This window comes from Streptomyces sp. NPDC004667, assembly GCF_040609475.1.
Lineage (GTDB): Bacteria > Actinomycetota > Actinomycetes > Streptomycetales > Streptomycetaceae > Streptomyces.
Genome location: NZ_JBEXKC010000039.1, coordinates 35,266 through 61,398, shown reverse-complemented (window position 1 = coordinate 61,398; position 26,133 = coordinate 35,266). Strand labels below are relative to the sequence as shown.

General features: G+C 72.5%; 21 protein-coding genes. 6 read left to right on the top strand and 15 right to left on the bottom strand.

What is annotated here, in order from left to right:
• Nucleotides 1-16 precede the first annotated feature (16 nt).
• Together ABZW32_RS22145 and ABZW32_RS22140 are read right to left on the bottom strand one after the other, a co-directional pair.
• Nucleotides 17-2,821 (bottom strand): SpoIIE family protein phosphatase, encoded by a 2,805-nt coding sequence (locus ABZW32_RS22145; RefSeq protein ID WP_356218286.1) that lies wholly within the window; start codon nt 2,819-2,821, stop codon nt 17-19.
• Nucleotides 2,818-3,837: a helix-turn-helix domain-containing protein gene (locus ABZW32_RS22140; protein ID WP_356218284.1), complete on the bottom strand. Its 1,020-nt coding sequence runs from the start codon at nt 3,835-3,837 to the stop codon at nt 2,818-2,820. The genes ABZW32_RS22145 and ABZW32_RS22140 overlap by 4 nt, the downstream gene beginning before the upstream one ends.
• A 113-nt stretch (nt 3,838-3,950) precedes the next feature.
• On the opposite strand from ABZW32_RS22140, the gene ABZW32_RS22135 reads away from it, so the two are divergent.
• Nucleotides 3,951-4,556, top strand: coding sequence for a cysteine hydrolase family protein (locus ABZW32_RS22135; protein ID WP_356218282.1), 606 nt, complete (start codon nt 3,951-3,953; stop codon nt 4,554-4,556).
• A gap of 339 nt (nt 4,557-4,895) precedes the next feature.
• On the opposite strand, the gene ABZW32_RS22130 is transcribed toward ABZW32_RS22135, so the two are convergent.
• On the bottom strand, nt 4,896-6,044 hold the full coding sequence (locus ABZW32_RS22130; protein ID WP_356218281.1) for a glycerate kinase: 1,149 nt from the start codon (nt 6,042-6,044) through the stop codon (nt 4,896-4,898).
• A 143-nt stretch (nt 6,045-6,187) separates the two neighbouring features.
• Between ABZW32_RS22130 and ABZW32_RS22125 the strand changes: the two genes are divergently transcribed.
• The 3 genes from ABZW32_RS22125 (at nt 6,188) to ABZW32_RS22115 (ending at nt 8,947) form a co-directional block, all read left to right on the top strand.
• Nucleotides 6,188-7,906, top strand: a complete 1,719-nt coding sequence (locus ABZW32_RS22125; protein WP_356218279.1) for a BCCT family transporter — start codon at nt 6,188-6,190, stop codon at nt 7,904-7,906.
• A 50-nt stretch (nt 7,907-7,956) separates the two neighbouring features.
• The gene (locus ABZW32_RS22120) at nt 7,957-8,457 is read left to right on the top strand and encodes an NUDIX hydrolase (protein ID WP_266843700.1); all 501 of its coding nucleotides are present in this window, start codon (nt 7,957-7,959) and stop codon (nt 8,455-8,457) included.
• Nucleotides 8,458-8,518: 61 nt separating this feature from the next.
• A complete protein-coding gene (locus ABZW32_RS22115) occupies nt 8,519-8,947 on the top strand; it encodes a hypothetical protein (protein WP_356218277.1) in 429 nt (142 codons plus the stop codon).
• Between the two features lie 17 nt (nt 8,948-8,964).
• Here the strand turns inward: ABZW32_RS22115 and ABZW32_RS22110 are convergent, their stop codons facing one another.
• The 11 genes from ABZW32_RS22110 to ABZW32_RS22060 form a co-directional block, all read right to left on the bottom strand.
• On the bottom strand, nt 8,965-9,477 hold the full coding sequence (locus tag ABZW32_RS22110) for a methylated-DNA--[protein]-cysteine S-methyltransferase (protein WP_356218310.1): 513 nt from the start codon (nt 9,475-9,477) through the stop codon (nt 8,965-8,967).
• Between the two features lie 23 nt (nt 9,478-9,500).
• Nucleotides 9,501-10,976, bottom strand: a complete 1,476-nt coding sequence (locus tag ABZW32_RS22105; RefSeq protein ID WP_356218275.1) for an AlkA N-terminal domain-containing protein — start codon at nt 10,974-10,976, stop codon at nt 9,501-9,503.
• 219 nt (nt 10,977-11,195) lie between these two features.
• A complete protein-coding gene (pssA, locus tag ABZW32_RS22100) occupies nt 11,196-12,056 on the bottom strand; it encodes a CDP-diacylglycerol--serine O-phosphatidyltransferase (RefSeq protein WP_356218273.1) in 861 nt (286 codons plus the stop codon).
• Nucleotides 12,043-12,699, bottom strand: a complete 657-nt coding sequence (locus ABZW32_RS22095; protein WP_356218271.1) for a phosphatidylserine decarboxylase — start codon at nt 12,697-12,699, stop codon at nt 12,043-12,045. The genes pssA and ABZW32_RS22095 overlap by 14 nt, the downstream gene beginning before the upstream one ends.
• A 186-nt stretch (nt 12,700-12,885) precedes the next feature.
• The gene (locus tag ABZW32_RS22090) at nt 12,886-14,091 is read right to left on the bottom strand and encodes an acyl-CoA dehydrogenase family protein (RefSeq protein WP_356218270.1); all 1,206 of its coding nucleotides are present in this window, start codon (nt 14,089-14,091) and stop codon (nt 12,886-12,888) included.
• A 2-nt stretch (nt 14,092-14,093) separates the two neighbouring features.
• Complete coding sequence (locus ABZW32_RS22085; RefSeq protein ID WP_030010163.1) at nt 14,094-14,606, bottom strand: MaoC family dehydratase; 513 nt, start codon at nt 14,604-14,606, stop codon at nt 14,094-14,096.
• A gap of 3 nt (nt 14,607-14,609) precedes the next feature.
• Entirely contained in the window at nt 14,610-15,584 is a 975-nt protein-coding gene (locus ABZW32_RS22080; RefSeq protein WP_280916825.1) for a CoA ester lyase, read from the bottom strand.
• Entirely contained in the window at nt 15,581-17,650 is a 2,070-nt protein-coding gene (locus tag ABZW32_RS22075; RefSeq protein WP_356218267.1) for a protein meaA, read from the bottom strand. The genes ABZW32_RS22080 and ABZW32_RS22075 overlap by 4 nt, the downstream gene beginning before the upstream one ends.
• Nucleotides 17,651-17,681: 31 nt before the next feature.
• Nucleotides 17,682-19,019 carry a crotonyl-CoA carboxylase/reductase gene (gene ccrA / locus ABZW32_RS22070; protein ID WP_356218265.1) on the bottom strand — a complete coding sequence of 446 codons (1,338 nt, stop codon included), beginning with the start codon at nt 19,017-19,019 and terminating at the stop codon, nt 17,682-17,684.
• Between the two features lie 387 nt (nt 19,020-19,406).
• Nucleotides 19,407-20,228: a TetR family transcriptional regulator gene (locus tag ABZW32_RS22065; protein ID WP_356218263.1), complete on the bottom strand. Its 822-nt coding sequence runs from the start codon at nt 20,226-20,228 to the stop codon at nt 19,407-19,409.
• A gap of 178 nt (nt 20,229-20,406) precedes the next feature.
• Nucleotides 20,407-22,221, bottom strand: a complete 1,815-nt coding sequence (locus ABZW32_RS22060; RefSeq protein WP_356218261.1) for a 3-hydroxybutyryl-CoA dehydrogenase — start codon at nt 22,219-22,221, stop codon at nt 20,407-20,409.
• Nucleotides 22,222-22,688: 467 nt separating this feature from the next.
• Here ABZW32_RS22060 and ABZW32_RS22055 point away from each other — a divergent pair, with 467 nt between their 5' ends.
• Nucleotides 22,689-23,258 carry an adenylosuccinate lyase gene (locus ABZW32_RS22055; protein ID WP_356218260.1) on the top strand — a complete coding sequence of 190 codons (570 nt, stop codon included), beginning with the start codon at nt 22,689-22,691 and terminating at the stop codon, nt 23,256-23,258.
• Between the two features lie 31 nt (nt 23,259-23,289).
• Here ABZW32_RS22055 and ABZW32_RS22050 read toward each other — a convergent pair whose 3' ends face one another.
• Nucleotides 23,290-24,879 (bottom strand): alpha/beta hydrolase, encoded by a 1,590-nt coding sequence (locus ABZW32_RS22050; RefSeq protein WP_356218258.1) that lies wholly within the window; start codon nt 24,877-24,879, stop codon nt 23,290-23,292.
• Between the two features lie 627 nt (nt 24,880-25,506).
• On the opposite strand from ABZW32_RS22050, the gene ABZW32_RS22045 reads away from it, so the two are divergent.
• A complete protein-coding gene (locus ABZW32_RS22045; protein ID WP_356218257.1) occupies nt 25,507-25,950 on the top strand; it encodes an SRPBCC family protein in 444 nt (147 codons plus the stop codon).
• Nucleotides 25,951-26,133: the final 183 nt, after the last annotated feature.

Here is a 26,133-nt window from a genome sequence, read left to right as displayed (position 1 = left end):
CCCGCCCCCGCCCCCGTCACCAGGCCAGGTCCTCCAGCGCGTCCAGGTCCAGCACCCCGGGCAGCGCCGGCCCGTCACCGTCCGACGGCGACAGCTCCGCCCAGATGACCTTGCCGCGCTCCGTGTACCGGGTCCCCCACCGGTCGGCGTACTGCGCGACCAGGAACAGCCCGCGCCCGCCCTCGTCGGTGGTGGTCGCGTACCGCAGGTGCGGGGAGGTGCTGCTGCCGTCGGACACCTCGCAGATCAGGTTGCGGTCCCGCAGCAGCCGGACCCGGATCGGCTCGTTCCCGTACCGGATGGCATTGGTGATCAGCTCGCTGAGCACCAGCTCGGCCGGGAAGGAGACCTCCTCCATCCCCCACGCGGCCAGCTGCGCCGAGGCCTCCCGGCGCACCCGCGAGACGGCCACCGGGTCGCCGGGCACCTCCCATTCCGCGATCCGGTCGGGATCCAGCCGCCGCGTGTCGGCGATCAGCAGCGCGATGTCGTCGCTCGGCGCCGGGAACAGCAGCGCCGCCAGGACGTCCGCGCAGGCCTGCTCGGGGCTGCGCCCGGTCTGCGACAGGGTCTCCCGCAGCACCGCCAGCCCGGTGTCGAAGTCCCGGTCGCGGTCCTCCAGCAGCCCGTCCGTGAACAGCACGAGCCGGCTCCCCTCGGGCAGCACCAGCCCCGCCGTCTCGAAGGGCATGCCGCCCACCCCCAGGGGGAGCCCGGCCGGCAGCTCCGGGAACTCCACCCGCCCGTCGGCGTGCACCAGGGCGGGCCCCGGGTGGCCGGCACTGGCCATCGTGCACCGCCCGGAGACCGGGTCGTACACCGCGTAGAGGCAGGTGGCGCCGGTGATCCCGGCGGTCTCCTCCACTTCCCGGCCCCCGCCCGCGCCGGGGTCCCCGCCGTTGCCCGCGGCCGGCTTGCCGTTCTCCAGCTGGTCGATCCGGTCGATCAGCTCGTCCAGGTGCCCCAGCAGCTCGTCGGGCGGGATGTCGAGGGTCGAGAAGTTGTGCACGGCGGTCCGCAGCCGTCCCATCGTGGCCGCGGCGTGCACCCCGTGCCCCACGACGTCGCCCACCACCAGCGCCACCCGGGCCCCCGGCAGCGGGATCACGTCGAACCAGTCCCCGCCCACGCCCGCCTTCGCCGGCAGGTACCGGAAGGCCACGTCCACCGCGCTCAGGTCCGGCAGCACCCGGGGCAGCAGACTGCGCTGGAGGGTCACGGCGGTGGCGTGCTCGCGGGTGAAGCGGCGGGCGTTGTCGATGGACACGGCCGCCCGTGCCCCCAGCTCCTCGGCGAAGGACAGGTCCTCCTCGTCGAAGGCCTCGGGCGAGTCGGCGGCCCGCCAGAAGTTGGCCATGCCGAGGACCACGCCCCGCGCCTGGAGCGGCACGGAGATCAGCGAATGGAGTCCGTAGTCGAGGGCGACCCGGGTCCCGGCGGCGTCCTGGGCCCGCCAGCCCATGGCGGCGTGCAGGTCGGCGGCGAGCACCGCGTGCCCGGCGTCCAGCGCGGCCGCCATCGGAGCGGTCGGCACCGCGAAGCGGATGACGTCCCCGACCGGCTGGAGCGGCTGGTCGCTGCGGACCCCCGTCATGGCCGCCCGCCGCATCTCGGTGTGCACCCCGGAGGCCGCGGAGGGCTCGTCCCCGCGCAGCACCGGCTCCAGCAGCTCGACGGTGACGAAGTCGGCGAAGCGCGGGACGGCCACCTCCGACAGCTCCTCGGCGGTACGCACCACGTCCAGGGTGGTCCCGATGCGCACCCCGGCGTCGTAGAGCAGCTGGAGCCGCTGCCGGGCCACCTCGGCGCGGCCGGAGAGCGCCGAGAGCTCCGTGGTGTCGCGCAGGGTCATGACGCTGCCCGACGGCCGCCCGCCCGAGGGCTGGGTGGGCCGTACGTTGACGGCCAGCAACCGGTCGCCCGCCAGGTGGACCTCGTCGGTGGCGACCCGGCCCGAGACCAGCAGTTCGCTGGTGCGCGGATCGAGGCCGAGGTCGGCCACGTGCCGCCGTTCGGCGTCGGGGGGCAGGTCCAGCAGCCGCCGGGCCTCGTCGTTGGCGAGCAGCAGCCGGTGGTCGGCGTCGACGATGAGGACGCCCTCGCGCACCGCGTGCAGCACCGCTTCGTGGTGCTCGTTCATCCTGGCCATGTCGGCCGCGCCCAGGCCCCGGGTCTGGCGCCGCAGCCGCCGGCTGACCAGGGCGGCGCCCGCGGTCCCCAGCAGCAGGGCCCCGGCGGCCGCGCCGAGCAGCAGCGGCAGCTGCCCGCTCAGCGCCTGGCCGACGTTGCGCACCTCGATGCCGGTGGCGACCAGTCCGACGACCTTCCCCTGCGCGTCGCGTACGGGCACCACGGCGCGGACCGCGTCGCTGGGCTTGCCCGAGAAGACCTCCGTGAACGACTGCCCGGCCGCCGCGCGGGAGAAGTCGCCCGTGGCGCGTTTGCCGATCAGCTCGGGCCGGGAGTCGGTGTAGCGGATGCCGTCCTTGGTCATGACGGCGACGAAGTCGAGGCCGGAACCCCGGCGGGCGCCCTCCGCCAGGGGCTCCAGCCTGGCCGTCGGGTCGGCGGAGGCCAGGGCGGCGGGCAGGCCGGGGGCGTGGGCGAAGGCCTCGGCGGCGGCCAGGGAGCGGTTGCGGGCGTCCTGCCTGCTGTCGTAGCGGGCCTGGAAGACCAGGGCGAGCGTCGCGGCGACGATCAGCACCAGGACGATCACCGCCTGGAGCACGAAGACCTCACCGGAGAGGCTGCGGCGGGCCAGGGAGGCGCGCGGCAGGCTCTCCGGCCGCGCGTCACCGTCCCGACCCGAACGTCCGGTCATGAGCCCTTTCTAACACTGTCGCCGCCCCGGGGTGCGGCGGCGGGGACGACGGACGGGACGGCGGACCCGGCGGACGCCGCCGCACGGTACGCGCGCGGGCTCACACCGACGTGGGCGGCGAAGTGCTGGCGGAAGGTGACCTCGCTGGCGAACCCGGCCCGCCGGGCCACCTCGGGGACCGGATGGTCGGTGCGTTCCAGCAGCTTGCGGGCCTCGTCCAGACGGTGGCGCAGCAGCCACCTGTGGGGCGTGGTCCCGGTGGCGGCGGCGAAGTGCCGGGCGAAGGAACGCGGGGACATGCCGGCCCACCGCGCGAGCGTGGCCACGTCCAGCGGCTCGTGCAGCCGGCGCAGGGCCCGTTCCCGTACGGCGGCCAGCGCCTCGGCCGTCCGGTCGGCCGACGGGGTGGGCCGGTCCAGGTACTGGGCGTGGTCCCCGGTGCGGAAGGGGCCGGTCACCATCGAGCGGGCGATCGCGGCGGCAGCCTCGGACCCGTGGGCCTCGCGCACCAGGTGCAGGCACAGGTCGATACCGGAGGCCACCCCGGCGGAGGTCCACAGCCCGTCGTCCTCCACGTAGAGCGGGGCCTCCTCGACCAGCACCTCGGGGTAGCGGGCGGCGAGCTGCGGGGCGAGCCACCAGTGGGTCACCGCGCGGCGCCCGTCGAGCAGCCCGGCCTCGGCGAGGACGAAGGCCCCCGCGCACAGGGCGGCCACCGGCACGCCCCGGGCGTGCGCCGCCCGCAGTGCGGCCAGCACCGGCTCGGGCGTCGGGTCGGTGGGCTCGGCCAGCGCCGGTACGACGACCAGATCCGCGGTGCCGAGCCAGTCGAGGCCGCGGTCGGGGGTGAGGGTGAGCCCGCCGGGCAGCGCGATCGGACCGCTCTCCAGCGCGCAGCGGCGCAGTTCGAAGGGCGGCACCCCGACCCGGGCGCGGTCCGGGCCCCAGACCTCGGTGATGACGGCGAGGTCGAAGCTGCGGATCCCGGGCTGGGCGACGATCGCGACGCGGTGCATGCGGCCACTCTGCCAGAACCGGGATGCGCGGAACTGCCATCCTGGCAGGATCCCATCGTTCGCGGACCCCGGAGCCACTGGGACGGCCCCCGCCCGACGGACACGATGGAGCCATGAACGAGACCGCGATCGAGATCGCCCCCGACAGTGCCCTGATCGTCATCGACGTCCAGAAGGGCTTCGACGACGCCGCCTTCTGGGGCCCGCGCAACAACCCGGCCGCGGAGGAGAACATCGCCGCGCTGATGGACGCCTGGCGCGAGTCGGGCCGCCCCGTGGTCCTCGTCCGGCACGCCTCCGTGCACCCGGGCTCCGTCCTCGCCCCGGACCGGCCCGGATACGCCCTCAAGGACTTCGTCGAGGAGCGCCGCGAGGACTCCCCGGTGATCACCAAGACCGTCAACTCGGCCTTCTACGGGACCCCCGACCTGGCGGCCTGGCTGACGGCCCGCGGCATCGGCCAGCTGGTCGTCGTGGGGATCCAGACCAACATGTGCGTCGAGACCACCGCCCGCATGGCCGGGAACCTCGGCTACGACGTGCTCGTACCGCTGGACGCCACCCACACCTTCGACCTCGCGGGCCCGGCCGGCCTGTCCCTGACCGCCGACGAGCTGGCCACCGCCACCGCCGTCAACCTCCAGGGCGGCGGCTTCGCCCGGGTCGTGACCACGGCCGGCCTCCTCTCCGCGACCCGCGCCACCACACTCGGCGCGTAACACCGGCCCGGTGTGAGGGCCCGCCCCCCGTCCACCCGGTACCGGCCCGGGTCCACCGACCCCACTTTGCCGGCCCGGGGGGTCCGGCCCCGGTTTCCCGGCCCCGGACCCCTGGCCCCGGTTTCCCGGCCCCGGACCCCTGGCCCCGGTTTCCCGGCCCCCCCGGGGCCCGGCCCTCAGGGGTCAGGCCCCAGGGGTCCGGCCTCGGTTTCCCGGTGTCCGGCACCGGTTTCTCGGCACCGGGGGCCCGGCCCCGCAGCGAGGATGCTTCCCCGACGCCCGAGGCCCGGCACCCCGGTGACGGGGTGCCGGGCCTCGGGGCCGTGCTCCGGGAGGAACTCAGAGCACGTCGGCGGCGATGTTCTCCGCGACCCGCTCCAGCAGGGGACCGGCGTTCGGGATGGACTTGGCCGGGTCGGGCTCCAGGTCCGTCAGCGGGTAGGCCCGGCGGATGCCGGCGCCCTCCAGGGCCTCCTGGGACAGCAGCAGACGCCCGCAGACGGCCACGACCGGCTTGCCGGCGGCCCGCGCCGCGGCGGCGACGCCCGCCGGGGCCTTGCCGTGCAGGGTCTGCTCGTCCAGCGAACCCTCACCGGTGATCACCAGCGTGGCGCGCTCCAGCGCCGGGGCGAAGCCCAGCACCTCCAGCATCAGCTCGATGCCGGGACGGAACGTGGCGCCGAGCAGCAGCGCACCGTAGCCGATCCCGCCGGCCCCGCCCGCGCCCGGCAGCACCGCGCACTCGGCGGCCTTCGGGCCGATCGCCTTCTCCAGCACCAGCGCGAAGTGCGCCAGCGCCGCGTCGAGCGTCGCCACGTCCTGCGGCGAGGCCCCCTTCTGCGGGCCGTAGACCGCCGCGCAGCCCTTCGGGCCGGTCAGCGGGTTGTCCACGTCGCTGGCCAGCACGAAGTCCACCTCCGCGAAGCGGGGGTCGATCCCGGACAGGTCCGCGGAGGCCAGGCCGGCCAGCGCGCCGCCGCCCGGACCGACCGGTTCGCCGTTCGCGTCCAGGAACACCGCGCCCAGCGCGGCCAGCATGCCCGCGCCGCCGTCGGTGGTGGCACTGCCGCCGACACCGAAGACGATCGAGCGCGCGCCCGCGTCCAGCGCGGCCTTGAGCAGCTCGCCGGAACCGTACGTGGTCGCCGTCAGCGCCGCGAAGGTGCCCGCGGGCAGCAGCTGGAGGCCGGAGGCCTCCGCCATCTCGACCACCGCGGTGCCCTCGCGCAACGCGAACGCGGCCGTGACCTGGTCGCCGAGGGGGCCGGTGACCCGTACCTCCCGGCGTTCGAACCCGGCCGCGACAGCGGCCGCGACGGTGCCGTCGCCGCCGTCCGCGACGGGGAGGGTCTCGATTTCCACGTCCGGTACGGCCTTGCGGAGCCCCGCCGTCACCCGCTCCGCGACCTGCACGGCCGTGAGCGAGCCCTTGAATTTGTCCGCGGCGATGAGCACGCGCGCGGCCTCAGTTACTGCTCCGTCCGTCACCTTGCTAATCCCTTGCTATCGAACAGTGCAGTCGCGCCACCCTGAGCTTATCCGGAGGATCCTCCTATGCCCATGAGTGGCCTGGGCCACATGCGGCGCGCCATGCGCCTAAATAGGGATATACGCCTGCATAGTGTGGCCGCATGAGCACGGAATCGCTGGAACAGCAACCTCCGGATCCCCGGGGAGAGGGGGCCGAGGCCCCGGTGGACGGTGCGCCCGACCGCACCGTCGTGGTCATCGGGGTGGTCACGGTGCTCGCCGTCGTCGCCTGGGCGGCCCTGGGCGGGAGCTCCTTCGACACGGCCTCCGGCACGGCCCTGACCTGGGTGCTGAACAACTTCGCCTGGCTCTTCGTGATCGCCGCCGATGTGTTCCTCGTCATGTGCGTCGTCCTCGCCATCAGCCGCTTCGGCCGGATCCGGCTCGGCGCCGACGACTCCGAGCCCGAGTTCACCAACCTCGCGTGGATCGCCATGATGTTCAGCGCGGGCATGGGCATCGGCCTGATGTTCTACGGGGTGGGCGAGCCGCTCACCCACTACCTGGTCCCGCCCCCGGCCTCCGGCGCCGCCCCGAGCAGCGGTGCCTCGGCCCTCGCGGCCATGGAGTACAGCTTCTTCCACTGGACCCTCACCCCCTGGGCGATCTACGGCATCGCCGGCCTCGCCCTCGCCTACGCGACCTTCCGCAAGGGCCGCGGCAACCGGCTCAGCTCCGCCTTCGTGCCGCTGATGGGGGAGGAGCGGGCCAACGGATGGGCCGGGAAGGCCGTCGACCTCCTGGCCGTCTTCGCCACCGTCTTCGGCACCGCCACCAGCCTCGGACTCGGCGCGCTCCAGGTCTCCAAAGGGCTCAGCATCACCACGGGGATCGAGGACTCCACCGGTGTCGAACTGATCATCATCGGTTCGCTGTCGGCGGCCTTCGTGCTCTCCGCCTTCTCCGGCCTGCACAAGGGCGTGAAGTGGCTGAGCAGCATCAACATCGTGCTCGCCGGCGTCCTGGCGCTCTTCGTCTTCGTGCTCGGCCCCACCGTCTACGTCCTGGACGTGATCCCCGCCAGCATCGGCGGCTACCTGCACCAGCTCCTGCCCATGGCCACCCGCACCGGCGCCTTCACCGACGCCCAGTGGCTCGGCGCCTGGACGATCTTCTACTGGGCGTGGTGGCTCTCCTGGGCCCCGTTCGTCGGCACCTTCATCGCCCGCATCTCCCGGGGCCGCACCATCCGCGAGTTCCTCATCGGCGTGCTCCTCGTCCCCAGCGGGGCCACCGTCGTCTGGTTCTGCGTCATGGGCGGCACCGCCATCCGCCTCGACTCCACCGGCGTCGTCGACTTCGCCGCCAAGATCAAGGACGGCACGGAGGCCTCGCTGTTCGCGATGCTCGACGCCCTCCCGCTCGGCACGCTCACCTCCTGGCTGGCGATGCTCCTCGTGATGACGTACTTCGTCACCAGCGCCGACTCCGCCTCCCTGGTGATGGGCTCGCTGACCAGCCGCGGCTCGCTGCACCCGCCGACCTGGCTCGTCGTCACCTGGGGCATCCTGATGGCCGGCGTGGCCGCCGTCCTGCTCGTCGCCGGCGGCCTCAAGTCCCTGCAGACCGCGACCATCCTGGTCGCACTGCCCTTCGTCATCGTCATGATGCTGCTTTGCTGGGCGCTGGTGAAGGAACTCCGTACGGACCCCGGCGCGGGCCCCGCCCGCCACCACGCCCACCACGGGATGCGCGACGCCGTCAAGGCGATGGTCGGCGACGCCGTCACCGAACAGGGCCCGGCCCGCCACCACCGGCTGCGGCGCGCCGCCGGGTCCAAGGGCCGCGACCGAGAGGAGGGCGGCCACCCACAGGGGTGATCGCGGGGGCGCCCGGAAACCGTGCCGGGCGGGCCGGTTAGGGTGGCCGCGTGACCACCACCGATGACTACGCCGCCTACATCGCGAGCCTGCCGAGGGTGCTGGCCGGGGCCGCCGCCCTCTACCGCGACGCGCGGGGCCGGGTCCTGCTGGTCGAGCCCAACTACCGCGAGGGCTGGGCCCTGCCGGGCGGCACCGTCGAGTCCGACCGGAACGAGTCCCCGCGCACCGCCGCCCGGCGCGAGAGCGCCGAGGAGATCGGCATCGACGTCCCCCTCGGGCGGCTCCTCGCCGTCGACTGGAGCCTGGGACCCGGCCGCCCGCCCCTGGTGGCCTACCTCTACGACGGCGGGGTGCTCGACGCCGACCGGCTCGACGCCGTCGTGCTCCAGGAGGAGGAACTCCTCTCCTGGAAGCTCGTCGAGCCCGAGCGGCTCACCGAGTACCTCCCCGGAGCGGTCGGCCTGCGCGCCCGGGAGGCGTGCCGCGTCCTGGAATCGGGCGGCGGCACCGTGGAACTGGAGAACGGCCGCCGGCCCGACTCCGCGTAAGACCCCGGCCCGGCCGGGGGGTTGAACACGGCGCCTACTGCGAGCAGGACAGAATCAGCAGATGATCACGATGTACGCCTGGCCCAGCACGGCCGACGGTCCCGACGCCCTCCCCATGGTCCACTTCACCACCGAAGAACAGTCGGGGGGCGAGGTCACCGAAGAGGGCACCCCCGTCTGGCTGTTCGACACCGCGATACGCGAGGGGGGCTGGGCCCCCTTCGAGGACTTCGAGGGCTGGGCCGCTCCCGCCGAGGGCTGGCAGGCCTTCTACCGCCGCGAGGACGACCTGCTCGCCGTCACCGGTCCCGGCGCCTGCGAGGGCTGGTACCAGGGCCGGCTCGGCGCCGACGGCGACTGGGTGACCGCCGCCGCCACCCAGCAGAGCGTCGTCCTGCTCGCCGCCCCCGTCCAGCACCCGTCCCTCTACGCCTACGCGGTGGAGGCCGGAGCCGGCTTCGCCCTCCTCGTCCCCCTGGCCGTGATCTGACCCGGCGGTAGCCGTCCCTACCGCCCCTCCAGCTCCAGCAGCCGCACCTTGCGGTCCAAGCCGCCGCCGTAGCCCGTCATCGCGCCCGAGGCGCCGATGACGCGGTGGCACGGCACGATGATGCTGACCGGGTTCTTCCCGTTGGCCAGACCCACCGCCCGCGAGGCGTTCGGCTTGCCGAGCTCCGCCGCGAGCCGCCCGTAGGACCAGGTCTCGCCGTACGGGATCCGCAGCAGCTGCTCCCACACGCTGCGCTGGAACGGGGTGCCCTCCAGGTGCACCGGGACGGTGAACTCCGTCAGCTCCCCGGCGAAGTACGCCGTCAGCTCGCGCACCACCTCGGGGAAGGGCCCCTCGTCGGCCGGGACGCGCTCCCCGAAGGTCTCCTCACCGGGCCGGTGCCGGTGCTCGGTCATGTACAGGGCACTGAGCACCCCGTCGGTGGCCACCAGGGTGAGGGTCCCCAGGGGACTCGGCACCTCGGTGTGGGTCTTCCCGCCGCTCACGGCGCTGTTCGCGGCACTGCTCATCGCTCGGTTCATTGCTCCGCTCCTCATACGGGGAGGTGGTTGATGGCGTGGTCCTCGGTGGCCCACAGGTACTGCACGGCGTACGCCCGCCAGGGCCGCCACCCGGCCGCCCGGCCGGTCAGGGCGGCCGGGGTGGACGGCAGTCCCAGCCCCTGGGCGGCCCGCCGGACCCCCAGGTCGGACGGCAGGAACGCGTCCGGGTCGCCCAGCGCCCGCATCGCGATGATCTCGGTGGTCCACGGCCCGAAACCGGGCAGGGCGTTCAGGGCGGCGCGGGCCGCCTCCCAGTCGCTGTCGATGCCCAGCGGCAGCGAACCGTCCGCCAGCGCCGCGACCAGGGTGGTGAGCGTGGTGCGGCGGCTGCGCGGCATCGACAGGGTCTCCGGGTCGAGGCCGGCCAGCGCCTCCGGGGCCGGGAAGAGGTGGGTCAGCCCGCCCTGGGGGTCCTCCACCGGCTCCCCGTACGCGCTCACCAGGCGGGCCGCGTGCGTACGCGCGGCCGCCGTGGACACCTGCTGGCCCAGCACCGCCCGTACGGCGAACTCCGCCGCGTCCACGGTGCGCGGAACCCGCCGTCCGGGGGCCTTCTCCACCAGCGGGGCCAGCAGCGGATCGGTGCGGAGCTGGTCGTCCACGGCCTCCGGGTCGGCGTCCAGGTCCAGCATCCACCGGCAGCGGCTGATGGCGATGGTCAGGTCCCGCAGGTCGGTCAGGGCCAGCCGGCAGCCGATGTGCTCGGGACCCGGCGTGAGCGCGACCACCCCGGTGCCGTACGGGAGCCGCAGCGTCCGCCGGTAGGCCCCGTCCCGCCACTCCTCCACCCCGGGGACCGCGGTGGCGGCCAGGTGCCCGAAGAGGTTGTCGGGGTTCAGCGGGGCCCGGTAGGGCAGCCGCAGACTGATCGTCCCGGGCACCCGGGGCTCACTGCGCCCGGCCCTCGCGGCCCTCGCCCGCAGCTCGCCGGGGGTGAGGGCGAAGACCTCGCGCACCGTCTCGTTGAAGTTGCGGATGGAGGCGAACCCGGCGGCGAACGCGACGTCGCCCATCGGCAGCCCGGAGGTCTCGATCAGCAGCCGGGCGGTCTGCGCGCGCTGTGCGCGGGCGAGCGCGAGGGGCCCGGCCCCCAGCTCGGCGCCCAGCTGGCGCTCGACCTGGCGGGTGGAGTACCCGAGCCGCGTTGCCAGCCCGGTGACCCCCTCCCGGTCGACCACCCCGTCCTGGATCAGCCGCATGGCCCGGGCCACGGCGTCGGCGCGGGCGTTCCACTCGGGAGAGCCGGGGCTCGTGTCCGGCCGGCACCGCTTGCAGGCCCGGTACCCGGCCTGCTGGCAGGCCGCGGCGCTGGGCAGGAAGCTCATGTTCTCGACCTTGGGGGGCACGGCCGGGCAGCTGGGCCGGCAGTAGATCCCGGTGGTCCGGACGGCGGTGAAGAACCACCCGTCGAAACGGGCGTCCTTCGACTGCACGGCCCTGACGCAACGGTCGGTGTCGGTGTACATGCCCCCAGCTTCCCGTCCGGACCGGCCCCGGGCTGGCAGTTTTCCGACATCAAGCCTACGCCGCCACCCTCCGGGGGTGCCCCGATCCAGCCCCGCCGGCGTTTGAGGCGCGGGGTCCGGGGCGGAGCCCGGGTCTTGAGCCTCGCGCCCCCGGGCACGGCGAAGGCCCCGGGTGCCAGGGGCACCCGGGGCCTTCGTTCGGAGCGGCACGGCGCAGCGTTACGGCAGCTGCGCCGCCCGCGCCTCCCGCCGGTTGTGGCGGAACGTGTTCGCGCGACGGGTCGTCGCGAACAGCGGGATGGTCGCCGCCAGAGCGATCTGCAGCGCGCAGCCCGTCTGGAGCAGGAGCTGTCCACCCGGGGCGTCGAAGGCCCAGGCGGCCAGCAGCCCCATGGCACCGACGATCCAGCTGAGCATCGCCGCCGCGAGGACACCCCGCGGCTTGGGGTACTCGACCCGGCTCACCATCAGCCAGGCCACCCCGATGATCGCCAGCAGCGTCGGCACGAACGGCAGCTCCAGCAGCACGATCGAGACGACCGTCAGGGCGCCGAAGGGGCTGGGCATGCCCTGGAACATGCCGTCCTTCATGGTCACGCAGCTGAATCTCGCCAGCCGCAGGACCACCGCCAGCAGCACCACGATCGCCGCCAGTGCCGACATCTTCTGGTGCGCGTCGTCGGCGACCATGCCGTAGACGAGCACGAAGTACGCCGGCGCCAGCCCGAAGCTGATCAGGTCGGACAGGTTGTCCAGCTCCGCGCCCATCGGCGAGCTGCGCAGCTTCCGGGCGACGATGCCGTCGAAGAGGTCGAAGACCGCCGCGAGGAGCATCAGTATCACCGCGGTCGCCGCGCTGTGCCGGGCCATGCCCGACTCGCCGCTGCCGGTGAGGTGCGGGATGAGGATTCCGGTGGTGGTGAAGTACACCGCCATGAATCCGCAGGTCGCGTTACCGAGGGTGAGGGTGTCCGCTATCGACAGCCGCAACGAGAGCGGCATGTCGTCTTCGGCGGACTCCTCCTCGGCATGCTCGGGAACCCAGCCGGTGGCAGGGGTCTCAGGGTCAGTCACGGTCAATTCGGGTCACCCCCGCGGTGGTGGCCTGACCGACCTCGACCGCGACCTCGACGCCCTCGGGGAGGTAGATGTCGACGCGCGAGCCGAAGCGGATCAGACCGATGCGTTCGCCCTGCTCCACCTTGGTGCCGGCCGGCAGGTACGGGACGATGCGACGCGCGACGGCGCCGGCGATCTGCACCATCTCGATGTCGCCGAGCTCGGTGTCGAAGTGCCAGACGACGCGCTCGTTGTTCTCGCTCTCCTTGTTGAACGCCGGGACGAACCCGCCGGGGATGTGCTCCACGGACGTCACCGTGCCCGCGAGGGGCGCGCGGTTGACGTGGACGTTCAGCGGGCTCATGAAGATCGCGACGCGGGTGCGTCCGTCCTTCCACGGCATGATGCTCTGCACCACACCGTCGGCGGGCGAGATGACGCGGCCCTCGGTGATCTCACGCTCGGGGTCGCGGAAGAACCACAGCATGCCCGCCGCGAGCGCGGTGGCGGGCACGGCTGCCGCGGCCCAGCGTCCGGACTTGCGCGCCCGGGTGAGGCTGATGGCCGCGGTGGCGACGGTCGGCAGAAGCCACGGCGATGCTCCGCGTGCGAGACGTCCACCGAGGAGGCCGACGCGAGGTGCAGAGGTTTGGCTGTGGGGCATGGATGACCTTCGTAGCGGGTGATTGCCGCGCCGCAAACGGGGGGACGGGACGGCGGCTTTACTGGAATGCTATCGGTTGCGCGCAACAACTGGGCAAGCCAGAAGCCGAGTCGATGGCCCAAGACCCGTGACTGCTAGTGACTCTTTTGCTGTGAATCGCTGGGCGATTCACAGCAAAAGGGACTTTCAGCCCTGGATCCGGTACTCCTCGAGCAGGCGTCGCCCGATGATCATTTTCTGGATTTCGGCGGTACCCTCGCCGATCAGCAGCATCGGCGCCTCCCGGTAGAGGCGCTCGATCTCGTACTCCTTCGAGAATCCGTAGCCGCCGTGGATGCGGAAGGCATCCTCCACGACCTCCTTGCAGTATTCGGAGGCGAGGTACTTCGCCATCCCGGCTTCGAGGTCGTTTCGTTCCCCGGAGTCCTTTTTGCGTGCTGCATTGACCATCATCGCATGGGCGGCTTCGACCTTGGTAGCCATCTCGGCCAGCTTGAACTGGATGGCCTGGTGCTCGGCGATCGCCTTGCCGAAAGTGTGACGTTGCTGGGCATAGGAGACACCCAGCTCGAACGCACGCTGAGCGACGCCACAGCCACGGGCCGCCACGTTGACGCGGCCGACCTCGACGCCGTCCATCATTTGGTAAAACCCTCGGCCCGTCTGGCCGCCGAGGACACGATTGGCCGGAATGCGCAGTCCGTCCATGATCAGCTCGGTCGTGTCGACACCCTTGTAGCCCATCTTGTCGATCTTGCCCGGAATCGTCAGGCCCGGACGGACCTCTCCGAAGCCCGGCTCCTTCTCCACGAGGAAGGTGGTCATCGACTTGTGGGGCGCCGTGCCCTCGGGGTGTCCTTCGTCACTCCGGACCAGGACGGCCACCAGGGTGGACGTCCCGCCGTTCGTCAGCCACATCTTCTGGCCGTTCAGGACGTACTCGTCGCCGTCCTTCACCGCCTTGGACGTGATGGCCGACACGTCCGAGCCCAGGCCCGGCTCGGACATCGAGAACGCGCCCCGGACCTCGCCCAGCGCCATCCGCGGCAGGAAGTGGTCCTTCTGCTCCTGCGTGCCGTGCTGCTTGAGCATGTACGCCACGATGAAGTGGGTGTTGATGATGCCCGAGACGGACATCCAGCCGCGGGCTATCTCCTCGACGCACAGCGCGTAGGTGAGCAACGACTCACCCAGGCCGCCGTACTCCTCGGGGATCATCAGGCCGAACAGGCCGAGCTCCTTGAGACCGTCGACGATCTGCTGCGGGTACTCGTCGCGGTGCTCCAGCTCGGTCGCGACCGGGATGATCTCCTTGTCGACGAACTCGCGGACGGTCTTCAGGATCTCCCGCTGGACGTCCGTGAGCCCGGCGGTCTGGGCGAGTCGGGCCATGGCTACTTCCCCTGTTCCTTCAGCGTGGGCCGGCCGGGCTGTTCGCCGCCGCGCTCCTTGATGTACGTCTCGGTCGGGACCATCACCTTGCGCCGGAAGACGCAGACGAGGGTGCCGTCCTGCTTGTAGCCCTTGGTCTCGACGTAGACGATCCCGCGGTCGTTCTTCGACTTCGACGGGGTCTTGTCCAGGACCGTGGTCTCGCCGTAGATCGTGTCGCCGTGGAAGGTAGGCGCCACGTGCCGCAGGGACTCGATCTCCAGGTTGGCGATGGCCTTCCCGGAGACGTCCGGCACGGACATGCCCAGCAGCAGCGAGTAGATGTAGTTGCCCACGACCACGTTCTTGCCGAAGTCCGTGGTGTTCTCGGCGTAGTTGCTGTCCATGTGGAGCGGGTGGTGGTTCATGGTCAGCAGGCAGAAGAGGTGGTCGTCGTACTCCGTGACCGTCTTTCCGGGCCAGTGCTTGTAGACCGCGCCGACCTCGAACTCTTCGTAGGTGCGTCCGAACTGCATCGCTCAGGCCTCCGGGATCTCGAACTTGCTGGTGCGCTGCATGCCGGCGGCCCGGCCCTTGCCCGCGATGACCAGGGCCATCTTGCGGCTGGCCTCGTCGATCATCTCGTCGCCGAGCATCGCGGAGCCCTTCTTGCCGCCCGCCTCGGAGGTGCACCAGTCGTACGCGTCGAGGATCAGCTCGGAGTGGTCGTAGTCCTCCTGGGAGGGGGAGAAGACCTCGTTGGCGGCGTCGACCTGGCCGGGGTGCAGGACCCACTTGCCGTCGAAGCCCAGGGCGGCGGCGCGGCCGGCCACCTCGCGGTAGGCGTCCACGTCGCGGATCTGCAGGAAGGGGCCGTCGATCGCCTGGAGGTCGTGCATGCGGGCCGCCATCAGGATCCGCATCAGGATGTAGTGGTAGGCGTCCGCCGGGTAGCCGGGCGGCTGCATGCCCACGACCAGGGACTTCATGTTGATCGAGGCCATGAAGTCGGCCGGGCCGAAGATGATGGTCTCCAGGCGCGGCGAGGCGCCGGCGATCGCGTCGACGTTCACCAGGCCCTTGGCGTTCTCGATCTGCGCCTCGATGCCGATCTTGCCGACCTCGAAGCCCATCGTCTTCTCGATCTGCGTCAGCAGCAGGTCCAGCGCCACGACCTGCTGGGCGTCCTGGACCTTCGGCAGCATGATGCAGTCGAGGTTCTGGCCGGCGCCCTCGACGACGGTGATGACGTCGCGGTACGTCCAGTGGGTGGTCCAGTCGTTGACGCGCACCACACGGGTCTTGCCGGTCCAGTCGCCGTTGTTCAGCGCGTCCACGATCGTGTGGCGGGCGCCTTCCTTGGCGAGCGGGGCGCAGGCGTCCTCCAGGTCGAGGAAGACCTGGTCCGCGGGCAGGCCCTGGGCCTTCTCCAGGAACCGCGGGTTGGAACCCGGCACCGCGAGGCAGGAACGGCGCGGGCGCAGCCGGTTGACCGGGGAAGAGGGCGTGGTCATGCGGGGACCTCCGTGCTTTCAACGATGGTGAGGGGGTGGAGCTTGTTGGCCTTGCGGATCTCGTCGACGATACGGCCGATGATCTCCGTTATGCCGAAGTCCTTGGGGGTGAACACGGCGGCCACCCCGGCCTCCTTCAGCGTGACGGCGTCGGCGTTCGGAATGATGCCCCCCACGATGACCGGGACGTCACCCGCCCCCGCCGTGCGCAGGCGTTCCAGGACGTCCGGGACGAGCGCGCAGTGCGAACCGGACAGGATGGACAGTCCCACGCAGTGCACGTCCTCGGCCAGCGCCGCGGAGGAGATCTCCTCGGGGGTCAGCCGGATGCCCTGGTAGACCACCTCGAAGCCGGCGTCGCGGGCCCGGACGGCGATCTGCTCGGCACCGTTGGAGTGCCCGTCCAGGCCGGGCTTGCCGACCAGCAGGCGCAGCCGGCCGGAGCCCAGCTCGTCCGCCGTGCGGGAGACCTTCTCGCGGACCAGGGCCATCGGAGTGCCCGGCTCGGCGGTGACGGCCACCGGGGCCGAGGAGACCCCGGTCGGGGCGCGGAACTCGCCGAACACCTCGCGCAGGGCGCTCGCCCACTCGCCGGTGGTGACGCCCGCGCGGGCGCACTCCAGGGTGGCCTCCATCAGGTTCTCGGTCCCCGCGGCGGCCTCCTTCAGCCGGTCCAGGGCCTGTCCGACGGTCGGGAAGACGAACGGGTCGCCGCCGCCCTGCCGGTCCGAGGACTCCTGCCGCTCGGCCCGCCAGCGGCGGATCCGCTCGACGGTCAGCTCCTCCACGGCCCCGTCCACCGTCATGATGGCGCCGTCCAGGTCGGCGGTGAGCGGGTTCTCCTCGGTCTGCTGGAAGCAGTTGACGCCGACGATCTTGTCCTCGCCGGCCTCGATCCGGGCGCGCCGTTCGGCGTGCGAGGCGACGAGCTCGCCCTTCAGGTACCCGGACTCGACGGCGGCCATGGCACCGCCCATCTCCTGGATCCGGTCGATCTCGGCCCGGCACTCCGCCACGAGGGACTCCACCTTGGCCTCGATCACGTGCGAGCCCGCGAAGATGTCCTCGTACTCCAGCAGGTCGCTCTCGTGCGCCAGGACCTGCTGGATGCGCAGCGACCACTGCTGGTCCCAGGGCCGGGGCAGACCCAGCGCCTCGTTCCAGGCGGGCAGCTGCACGGCGCGGGCCCGGGCGTCCTTGGAGAGGGTGACGGCCAGCATCTCCAGGACGATCCGCTGGACGTTGTTCTCGGGCTGCGCCTCCGTCAGGCCCAGGGAGTTGACCTGGACGCCGTAGCGGAAGCGGCGCTGCTTGTCGTTCTCGATGCCGTAGCGCTCGCGGGTGACCTGGTCCCAGATCCGGCCGAAGGCGCGCATCTTGCACATCTCCTCGATGAAGCGGACGCCCGCGTTCACGAAGAAGGAGATACGGGCGACCACCTCGCCGAAGCGCTCCTCGGGCACCTGGCCCGAGTCGCGCACCGAGTCCAGGACGGCGATCGCGGTGGACATCGCGTACGAGATCTCCTGGACCGGGGTGGCCCCGGCCTCCTGGAGGTGGTACGAGCAGATGTTGATCGGGTTCCACTTCGGGATGTGGTTGACCGTGTACGCGATCATGTCCGTCGTCAGCCGGAGCGACGGCCCGGGCGGGAAGACGTGCGTCCCGCGCGAGAGGTACTCCTTGACGATGTCGTTCTGGGTGGTGCCCTGGAGCAGGGAGACGTCCGCTCCCTGCTCCTCGGCGGCCACCTGGTAGAGCGCCAGCAGCCACATGGCGGTGGCGTTGATCGTCATCGAGGTGTTCATCTGTTCCAGGGGGATGTCCTGGAACAGCCGCCGCATGTCGCCCAGGTGGGAGACCGGGACCCCGACCCGGCCCACCTCGCCGCGGGCGAGGATGTGGTCGGGGTCGTAGCCGGTCTGCGTCGGGAGGTCGAACGCGACCGACAGGCCGGTCTGGCCCTTGGCGAGGTTGCGGCGGTACAGCTCGTTGGACGCCTCGGCCGTGGAGTGGCCGGCGTACGTCCGCATGAGCCACGGACGGTCTTTCTGGCGCTCTGTCATCTCAGGCGATCCTTATGGCCTTTGAGCGGACTCAGACGTTGCGGAAGCGGTTGATCGCGTCGAGGTGCTGTGCGCGCAGCTCGTGGTCGCGGACGCCCAGGCCCTCTTCGGGGGCGAGGGCGAGGACGCCGACCTTGCCCTGGTGGAGGTTGCGGTGGACGTCGTAGGCGGCCTGTCCGGTCTCCTCCAGGGAGTAGACCTTGGAGAGGGTGGGGTGGATCTTGCCCTTGGCGACCAGGCGGTTGGCCTCCCACGCCTCGCGGTAGTTCGCGAAGTGCGAGCCGATGATCCGCTTCAGCGACATCCACAGGTAGCGGTTGTCGTACTCGTGCATGTAGCCGGAGGTGGAGGCGCAGGTGGTGATGGTGCCGCCCTTGCGGGTGACGTAGACGCTGGCGCCGAAGGTCTCGCGGCCGGGGTGCTCGAAGACGATGTCGATGTCCTCGCCGCCGGTCAGCTCGCGGATGCGCTTGCCGAAGCGCTTCCACTCCTTGGGGTCCTGGGTGTGCTCGTCCTTCCAGAACTTGTAGCCCTCGGCGTTGCGGTCGATGACCGCGGTCGCGCCCATGGCCCGGCAGATGTCGGCCTTCTCGGGGGAGGAGACGACGCAGATCGGGTTGGCGCCGCCGGCCAGCGCGAACTGGGTGGCGTAGGAACCGAGGCCGCCGCTGGCGCCCCAGATCAGGACGTTGTCGCCCTGCTTCATCCCGGCGCCGTTGCGGGAGACCAGCTGGCGGTACGCGGTCGAGTTGACCAGGCCCGGGGACGCGGCCTCCTCCCAGCTGAGGTGGTCCGGCTTGGGCATCAGCTGGTTGGACTTGACGAGTGCGATCTCCGCCAGGCCGCCGAAGTTGGTCTCGAAGCCCCAGATCCGCTGCTCGGGGTCGAGCATCGTGTCGTTGTGGCCGTCGGAGGACTCCAGCTCGACCGAGAGGCAGTGCGCGACGACCTCGTCGCCCGGCTTCCAGGCGTTGACGCCGGGACCGGTGCGCAGCACGACGCCCGCGAGGTCGGAGCCGATGACGTGGTACGGGAGGTCGTGGCGCTTGGTGAGCTCCGAGAGGCGCCCGTAGCGCTCCAGGAAGCTGAAGGTGGAGACCGGCTCGAAGATCGAGGTCCACACGGAGTTGTAGTTGACCGAGGAGGCCATGACGGCCACGAGGGCCTCGCCCGGACCGAGTTCGGGGACCGGGACCTGGTCGAGGTGCAGGGACTTGCGGGGGTCCTTCTCACGGGTGGTGAGCCCGGCGAACATCTCCGCCTCGTCCTTGTGCACGGTGATCGCGCGGTACGAGTCGGGGAGCGGCAGATTCGCGAAGTCGGCGGGCGTAGCGGCCTGCGACTGGATCGCGTCCAGGATGTCCTTCACGGTGTTGCCTCCGGCTGAGCGCTGATGAGGGTGCGCTGAGGGGTACGCGTTGCGTGCGTGGGAGCGGGTGGGTGCTGCGAGTGCCGTCGGTCCGGCGGAGCGGTGGTGCTGGCGCACCCGTGGTGAGGTGCGCGGGGCCTGGTGACGCAGGCATCCGGGGCGCGTTCCGTGCCGAGTGGGCGTGGGCCGCGGGGACATCCGGACGAGATTCAACGTATGGCACCCCGTGTCACTCAGCAAGGCACCGCGTGCCAAAACTTTCTCTCATTTGCCTATTGACCTGCGCAGATGAGCGATGATCGATCAGAGTTACCCGTGAGTAGGGGCAAGTCGGACAAACGAAAGTGGCCGCCCCCGAATCGGGAGCGGCCACTGTGACGAGCGTGACTACCTGTTCCTGAGTGCCTCTTCGATGGTCCTCATGACCTCGTCGAGCGGGGCGTCGGTCCGGGCCACCGCGACCAGCACCTCGCCCTCGGTGCGGACGGCCGCCTGCGGAGCCGGGGCCGGGACGTCCGCGACGGCCGTGCGCCCCGCGCCGATCCCGGAGCCGAAGGTCTTGCGGACGATCGAGAAGGCGTGGTCCAGCTGCGCCTCCACGTCCCCCTGCCCACCGGCCCGCAGCCAGCGCCGCAGCACGTGGTTGTGGGCGGTGACCACCGCCGAGGCGGCCACCTCGGCCAGCAGCGGATCGTCGTTGCCGTCGTGGTGGTCCTGCTCGTCGAAGTGGGCCAGCAGGTAGCGGGTGAACAGCCGCTCGTAGCGGGCCACCGAGGCGATCTCCCGCTCCCGCAGCGCCGGCACCTCGCGGGTCAGCCGGTAGCGCTCCACCGACACCGCCGGCGAGGCGGCGTACATCTTCATGACTTCCTTGATCCCCCGGCACACCGTGTCGAGCGGGTGCTCGTGCGCCGGGGCCACGTCCAGCACCGCCTCGGCGCGGATCAGGGTGTCGTCGTGGTCCGGGAAGATCGCCTCTTCCTTGGAGCGGAAGTGCCGGAAGAAGGTCCGCCGGGCCACCCCGGCGGTCGCGGCGATCTCGTCGACCGTGGTGGCCTCGTACCCCTTCGTCGCGAAGAGCTCCATGGCCGCCGCGGCGAGCTCGCGGCGCATCTTGAGCCGCTGGGCTGCGGCCCGCGTGCCCGCCGCGCTCTCCGGGGCGTCGGAGGCCGAGGAGGCGCGGGGTGAGGTCTTGGCCGGCTGGGACATAGAGCGAAAGTACTTCATTCGCGCGGGGGAGCGCGCCTGTGGGGGGTCGGACAGGGGTGGATGCGGGGGAGGGCCCGCACTGGGCCCGGGAGGGTTCGTCCGCCGTGAGGGTCCGGCGGACCCGAGCAGCCCTCCCCACGCATCCTGCTCGTGGACCGCCGGATCGGGGGGAGTCCCCTTACCGGCGGGCGTACTCACGGAATCCGCGGCCGGTCTTCCGGCCCAGGCAGCCCGCCGCGACCAGGTGCTCCAACAGCGGGGAGGGGGCCAGGCCGGGGTCGCGGAACTCCTGGTGGAGCACCTTCTCGATGGCGAGCGACACGTCCAGGCCGACCACGTCGAGCAGCTCGAAGGGCCCCATCGGGTACCCGCCGCCCAGCTTCATCGCGGCGTCGATGTCGTCGATGCCGGCGTAGTGCTGCTCGACCATCTTGATCGCGTTGTTCAGGTACGGGAACAGCAGCGCGTTCACGATGAAGCCCGCCCGGTCCCCGCAGTCCACCGGGTGCTTGCGCACCTTCGTGCAGACCTCGCGGACGGTGGCGTGCACGTCGTCGGCCGTCAGGACGGTCCGGACCACCTCGACCAGCTTCATGGCCGGGGCCGGGTTGAAGAAGTGCATGCCGATCACGTCCTGGGGACGCGCCGTGGCCCGTGCGACGGCGATCACCGGGAGCGAGGAGGTGGTGGTGGCCAGGACCGCGCCCGGCTTGCACACCTTGTCCAGGCCCGCGAAGAGCTCCTGCTTGACGGCCAGGTCCTCGGCGACGGCCTCCACCGCCAGGTCCACCTCGGCGAAGGCCTCCAGCGAACCGGCCGGGGTGATTCGGCCGAGGGTCTGCGCGGCGGCCTCCTCGGTCAGGCGGCCCTTGGACACCGCACGGCCCAAGGACTTCCCGATCGCGGCCTTCGCGGCCTCGGCCTTCTCCTGGCTGCGGGCCGCCAGCACCACGTCGTAGCCGGCCTGCGCGAAGACCTGGGCGATGCCGCTCGCCATGGTCCCCGAGCCGGCCACGCCCACCGAGGAGACCGCACGGCCCGTGCCCAGCAGGGACCCGTCCAGCGGGGTCTGCAGGTCGCGGACGACCACCGCGCTGCCCGGCGCCTCGTAGGTGTAGAACCCGCGGCCCGACTTCTGGCCGGTCAGCCCGGCCTCGGCGAGGTGGCCGAGGATCGGGGCCGGGGCGTGCAGCCGGTCGCCGGAGGAGGCGTACATGGCCTCCAGCACGGTGCGCGCGGTGTCCACGCCGATCAGGTCGAGGAGCGCCAGCGGGCCCATCGGCAGCCCGCAGCCCAGCCGCATCGCCGCGTCGATGTCCTCGCGGGAGGCGTACTTCGCCTCGTACATGGCGGCGGCCTGGTTGAGGTAGCCGAAGAGAAGGCCGTCGGCAACGAAACCGGGCCGGTCGCCCACCGCGACGGGCTGCTTGCCCAGCTCGCGGGCCAGCTCGGTGACCGCCTCGACGGCCGGGGGCGCGGTCAGCACGCAGGAGACGATCTCCACGAGCTTCATCGCCGGGGCCGGGTTGAAGAAGTGCAGGCCGAGCACCCGCTCGGGGCGCAGCGACTCGGCGGCGAGCCGGGTCACCGACAGGGCGTTGGTGCCGGTGGCCAGGATCGTGTCGGGGCGCACGATCGCGTCGAGCTCGTCGAAGAGGCGGTGCTTGAGGTCGTAGTCCTCCGGGACCACCTCGATGACGAGGTCGGCGTCGGCCGCGGCGCCGAGGTCGGTGAAGGTGCGGAAGCGGGCCAGGACCCCCTCGCGCTCCTGCTCGGTGAGGCGCTCCTTGGCGACGGAGCGGGCCGTGGCGGCGGCGAGGGAGGCGGTGGCCCGGCGGGCGGCGGCCTCGCTGACGTCGATGCCGATGACCTCGCGGCCGGCCCGGGCGAGGACCTCGGCGATGCCGGTGCCCATCGTGCCGAGGCCGACGACGGCGACGGTGCGCGGACTGCCGGACGGGGTGGACTGACCGGACGTGGACGGAAGGTCCATCGCGGGACTCCAGTGGAATGAGGGTGACGACTGGGAAGCGCGCGCGGCGCACGGTGCGCGCGCGGGGTGCCGTACGGCGAAGGGTGCGGGGACGTGCGGGGGCGCGGTGCGGGGACGCGGGGCGTCGACGCGGTGCGCGCGGAGCCGTACGGGCGTGCCGTGCGGGGCGGGCCCGGAGTGCTCGCGCCCGGGGAGACCGGGTGCGGCGGGCCTGGGCGGCACGACCCTGTCCCGGGGTCCTGCCGTGAGTGAAGGTGGTGCGGTGAACCGACTGACACGGGCGGCTGCGTCACCAGGCCGGTCCCGTGCGTGTGGAACGACATTAACCCCGCGGTAACTGGCGCGCCAGAGCGCGGAGATGTGACCTGTACCGCCCAAATGTACCGATCATCGATGATCGATCAGAAGCGCCCGCGAACTCCGCCGAACCGGGCGTGGCGAGGCCCGCCGCGCCCTAGTGTGGCCGTGTGAACGACGTGTTGGAGCGCCTGCGGGCCGAGGCGGACGGATCGCCGGAGTACGAGGAGCTGCTCGTGGCGGGGCCCGATGCGCTGGCCGCGTCGCTGACCTCCGCCGGGCTGCGCCTGTGGGCGCGCGAACTGGCGGCCTACCGGCTCGGCCTGGCCCGGGACCGGCGTGCCTTCGAGCCGCTGGTCCTGCTCCTCAACCACCGGGACCCGGCGCGCTGCGAGGCCGCCGCGCAGGCCCTCGCCGTCCTCGGGGACCCGCGCACCGCCCGCGCGGCGGCGGCGCTGGCGACGAACGCCCTGCGCACCGCCTACGCCCTGCACCCGGTCCGGCTGCTGGCCGCGCTGCGGGCCCCCGAGTCGGCCCCGGCCCTGATGGCCACCCTGTCGAGGCTGCTCGCGCCGCACGACCCGTACTGGCGGGTGGCCCTCGCCTGCGTCGAGGGGCTCGGGGCGCTGGCCGACCCGCGGGCCCGGGACGTCCTGGTCCGGGCCCAGGCCCACCCCCGGCTGGCGGCGGCGGCCACCGACGCCCTGGGCCGGCTGGTGGCCGGGCACCCGGACGCGTGACCGGCCCCGCGCCCGCCCTTCGGGGGAGGGTTCAGCCGCGGAACCCCAGCAGCCCGTGCAGGGCGGCTCCGCCGGCCGACGGCGGCACCGCGCGCGTCGCGGCGGCCGGCTTGGGGGCGGGCTGGGCCGGGCAGGTGGCGTCCGCGGCCTGACCCGTCCTCAGGTACGCGGCGAGCTTCTCGTCCAGGCACTTGTTCCCGCTCAGGGCGACGCCGTGGTTGCCGCCGCCCTCCTCCACCACCAGCGCCGAGCCGGCCAGCTTGTCGTGCATGGTCACGGCGCCCTCGAAGGGGGTCGCCGCGTCCTCGGTCGCCTGGAACAGCAGCGCCGGGGGCAGGTCGTGGTTCGTCACGTCCGGCGTCTGGAGGGGCTCCGTCTTCCAGAACGCGCACGGGGCGTTGTACCAGGCGTTGTTCCAGGTCATGAAGGGCGCCTTGGCGTGCGTGCGCCACATGTCGGCCCGCCACGTGTTCCAGTCCCGGGGCCAGGCCGAATCCCGGCACTGCACCGCCGTGTACACGCTGTAGCTGTTGCCCGCCGAGGGCTCCACCGCCCCGAACCGTTCGTACGCCGCCACGAGCGGCTTCGGGTCCTCGCGCACCGCGTACGCGGCGAAGGCCTCGGCGAGGGCCGGCCAGTAGCCGTTGTAGTAGCCGCCCGGCATGTAGGTGTCCTCCAGCTCCGCCGCCCCCACCTTCCCGCCCGCCGGAGCGGACCGCAGCGCCGTGCGCATCGCGTACCAGCGCTCCTCGACGGCGGCCGGGTCGGTGCCCAGGTGGTAGGTGGCGTCGTACTGGGCCACCCAGGCCAGGAAGGACTTGTGGCGGGCGTCGAAGGCCTGGTCCTGGGCGAGGTTGTCCTCGTACCAGACCCCGCCCGGGTCGACCACGGAGTCCAGCACCAGACGGTGCACCCGGTCCGGGTGGAGGCGGGCGTACACCGCGCCCAGGTAGGTCCCGTAGGAGTAGCCGAAGTAGCTGAGCCGCTCGGCGCCCAGGGCCGTGCGCAGCACCTCCAGGTCGCGGGCGGCCGAGACGGTGCCCACGTACGGGAGGACGTCCGCGTGCCTGGTCTGGCAGGACTCGGCGAAGGACCGCACCCGCTCCAGGTTGGCCTGCTCGGTCGCCGGGTCGAGGGGTACGGAGTCGGGCCGGACCGGCTTGAAGTGACCTGCCCCGCAGTCCAGGACGGGCTCGCTCTTGCCCACGCCCCGGGGGTCGAAGCCGATCACGTCGTACTGGCCGGCCACGTCCTTGGGCAGCGTGGAGGCGACGAAACCGGCCAGGGCGCGCCCGCTGCCGCCCGGGCCGCCGGGGTTGACCAGCAGGGGGCCCTGGGAGGTGGCGGCGGTGTGCGGGACCCGGGTCAGGGCCAGGGAGATCTGCCGCCCGGCCGGGTGGTCGTGGTCGAGCGGGACCTTCAGGGAGGCGCACTGGAGCGTCGGGTAGCGGGGCGTCGCGCAGCCGGTCCAGCGCAGGGTGGCGGCGGCCGGGGCGGGCGCGGGCGCCGGGGCCGGTGCCGGAGCCGCGACCACCGGGCTCGTGAGGGCGGCGGCGATGGCGGAGAGCGACAGCAGTACGGCGGCGCGCTTCTTCGACGGATGCGGAACGGGGTGCAGCATGGGGCCTCCCAGCCGAGGGTTCTGGGCGGAATCGTCCCGGAAACCGTCGCGGGAAGACGGGATTGGGCAGCCTATTGGCCCGATGTGATGACCCCTCGGCAGGCGCGCGCGGCCATCGGAGTGATCACCGCGGGCGGAACCCGCGGGAGCCGGGCCCCGGGGCCGCTCCGCGGCGGCTGCGGCCCGGTCCGCCCGGTGCCCGGCCGGGGTCGGCACCGAATTCGGCCACGGGTCGGCGGACTTGGCGGGTGACCCGGCGCCGGTACCGGGACGCCCCCGCCCGGCCCGCCCGCGCACGCCCGTGCGCGCGGCCCGGCCGGGCGGGGGCGGCGGCGCCGTGGCCGGGGCGTGGACCGCTCGCGTTCCCCGGGCCGCAGATGGAGTACCCCCGGGTGTCACGGGCTCCCCCGGGGCGGCGAGGCGCCCCGGGCGGCCCGGAGGGCGTCGGCCCGGGGGCCCCGGTCCGCCGGGCACGCGGACGTCCGCGTGCCGGCCCGCCGCCCCCGGAAGGGAACGCGCGTTCCCGTGATCGCGCGGGGCGCTTCCCCGGGCCCCGGATTTGGGCGCCCGCCCCGGAGGTGGTTGGCTTGCCGCCGACGAGCGAGAACGATTGCTGGAGGAACAGGTATGGGGCAGGTCGAGGCCACCACGGAGCGCATCATCGGGGCCGACGCGGAGACCGTGTTCGACACGCTCGCGGACTACACCGGCAGCCGCTCCAAGCTGCTCCCCGAGCACTTCAGCGAGTACGAGGTCCGCGAGGGCGGCGACGGCGAGGGCACCCTGGTCCACTGGAAGCTCCAGGCCACCAGCAAGCGCGTCCGGGACTGCCTGCTGGAGGTCACCGAGCCCACCGACGGCCGGCTCGTGGAGAAGGACCGCAACTCCTCCATGGTCACCACCTGGACCGTGACCCCCGCGGGCGAGGGCAAGTCCAAGGCCGTGGTCAGCACCGTCTGGAACGGCGCGGGCGGGATCGGCGGCTTCTTCGAGCGCACCTTCGCGCCCAAGGGCCTCGGCCGCATCTACGACACCGTCCTCGCGAACCTCGCGAAGGAAGTCGAGTCCTGAGCAAGGCCGTTGCCGCGACGCCCCCGGAAGCGGCTCACCGGTTCGGGTGGTTTTCCGCGACGGAGTGAGCCGCCCGGCGCCCGTCCCGCCACCCCGGCGCACGACCGGCGCACGACCGGGCCCGAGGGCCGGCCCGCCCGGCGCCGCGCCCCGGGCGTGGCCCCCGGGACCGGAGCGGGCCGG

Excerpts from the sequence above, each read along its gene's own strand:
- ABZW32_RS22145 (WP_356218286.1), bottom strand. The coding sequence starts at position 2,821 with ATGACCGGACGTTCGGGTCGGGACGGTGACGCGCGGCCGGAGAGCCTG.
- ABZW32_RS22140 (WP_356218284.1), bottom strand. The coding sequence starts at position 3,837 with ATGCACCGCGTCGCGATCGTCGCCCAGCCCGGGATCCGCAGCTTCGAC.
- ABZW32_RS22135 (WP_356218282.1), top strand. The coding sequence starts at position 3,951 with ATGAACGAGACCGCGATCGAGATCGCCCCCGACAGTGCCCTGATCGTC.
- ABZW32_RS22125 (WP_356218279.1), top strand. The coding sequence starts at position 6,188 with ATGAGCACGGAATCGCTGGAACAGCAACCTCCGGATCCCCGGGGAGAG.
- ABZW32_RS22115 (WP_356218277.1), top strand. The coding sequence starts at position 8,519 with ATGATCACGATGTACGCCTGGCCCAGCACGGCCGACGGTCCCGACGCC.
- ABZW32_RS22110 (WP_356218310.1), bottom strand. The coding sequence starts at position 9,477 with ATGAGCAGTGCCGCGAACAGCGCCGTGAGCGGCGGGAAGACCCACACC.
- ABZW32_RS22105 (WP_356218275.1), bottom strand. The coding sequence starts at position 10,976 with ATGTACACCGACACCGACCGTTGCGTCAGGGCCGTGCAGTCGAAGGAC.
- ABZW32_RS22095 (WP_356218271.1), bottom strand. The coding sequence starts at position 12,699 with ATGCCCCACAGCCAAACCTCTGCACCTCGCGTCGGCCTCCTCGGTGGA.
- ABZW32_RS22090 (WP_356218270.1), bottom strand. The coding sequence starts at position 14,091 with ATGGCCCGACTCGCCCAGACCGCCGGGCTCACGGACGTCCAGCGGGAG.
- ABZW32_RS22085 (WP_030010163.1), bottom strand. The coding sequence starts at position 14,606 with ATGCAGTTCGGACGCACCTACGAAGAGTTCGAGGTCGGCGCGGTCTAC.
- ABZW32_RS22080 (WP_280916825.1), bottom strand. The coding sequence starts at position 15,584 with ATGACCACGCCCTCTTCCCCGGTCAACCGGCTGCGCCCGCGCCGTTCC.
- ABZW32_RS22075 (WP_356218267.1), bottom strand. The coding sequence starts at position 17,650 with ATGACAGAGCGCCAGAAAGACCGTCCGTGGCTCATGCGGACGTACGCC.
- ABZW32_RS22065 (WP_356218263.1), bottom strand. The coding sequence starts at position 20,228 with ATGTCCCAGCCGGCCAAGACCTCACCCCGCGCCTCCTCGGCCTCCGAC.
- ABZW32_RS22060 (WP_356218261.1), bottom strand. The coding sequence starts at position 22,221 with ATGGACCTTCCGTCCACGTCCGGTCAGTCCACCCCGTCCGGCAGTCCG.
- ABZW32_RS22050 (WP_356218258.1), bottom strand. The coding sequence starts at position 24,879 with ATGCTGCACCCCGTTCCGCATCCGTCGAAGAAGCGCGCCGCCGTACTG.
- ABZW32_RS22045 (WP_356218257.1), top strand. The coding sequence starts at position 25,507 with ATGGGGCAGGTCGAGGCCACCACGGAGCGCATCATCGGGGCCGACGCG.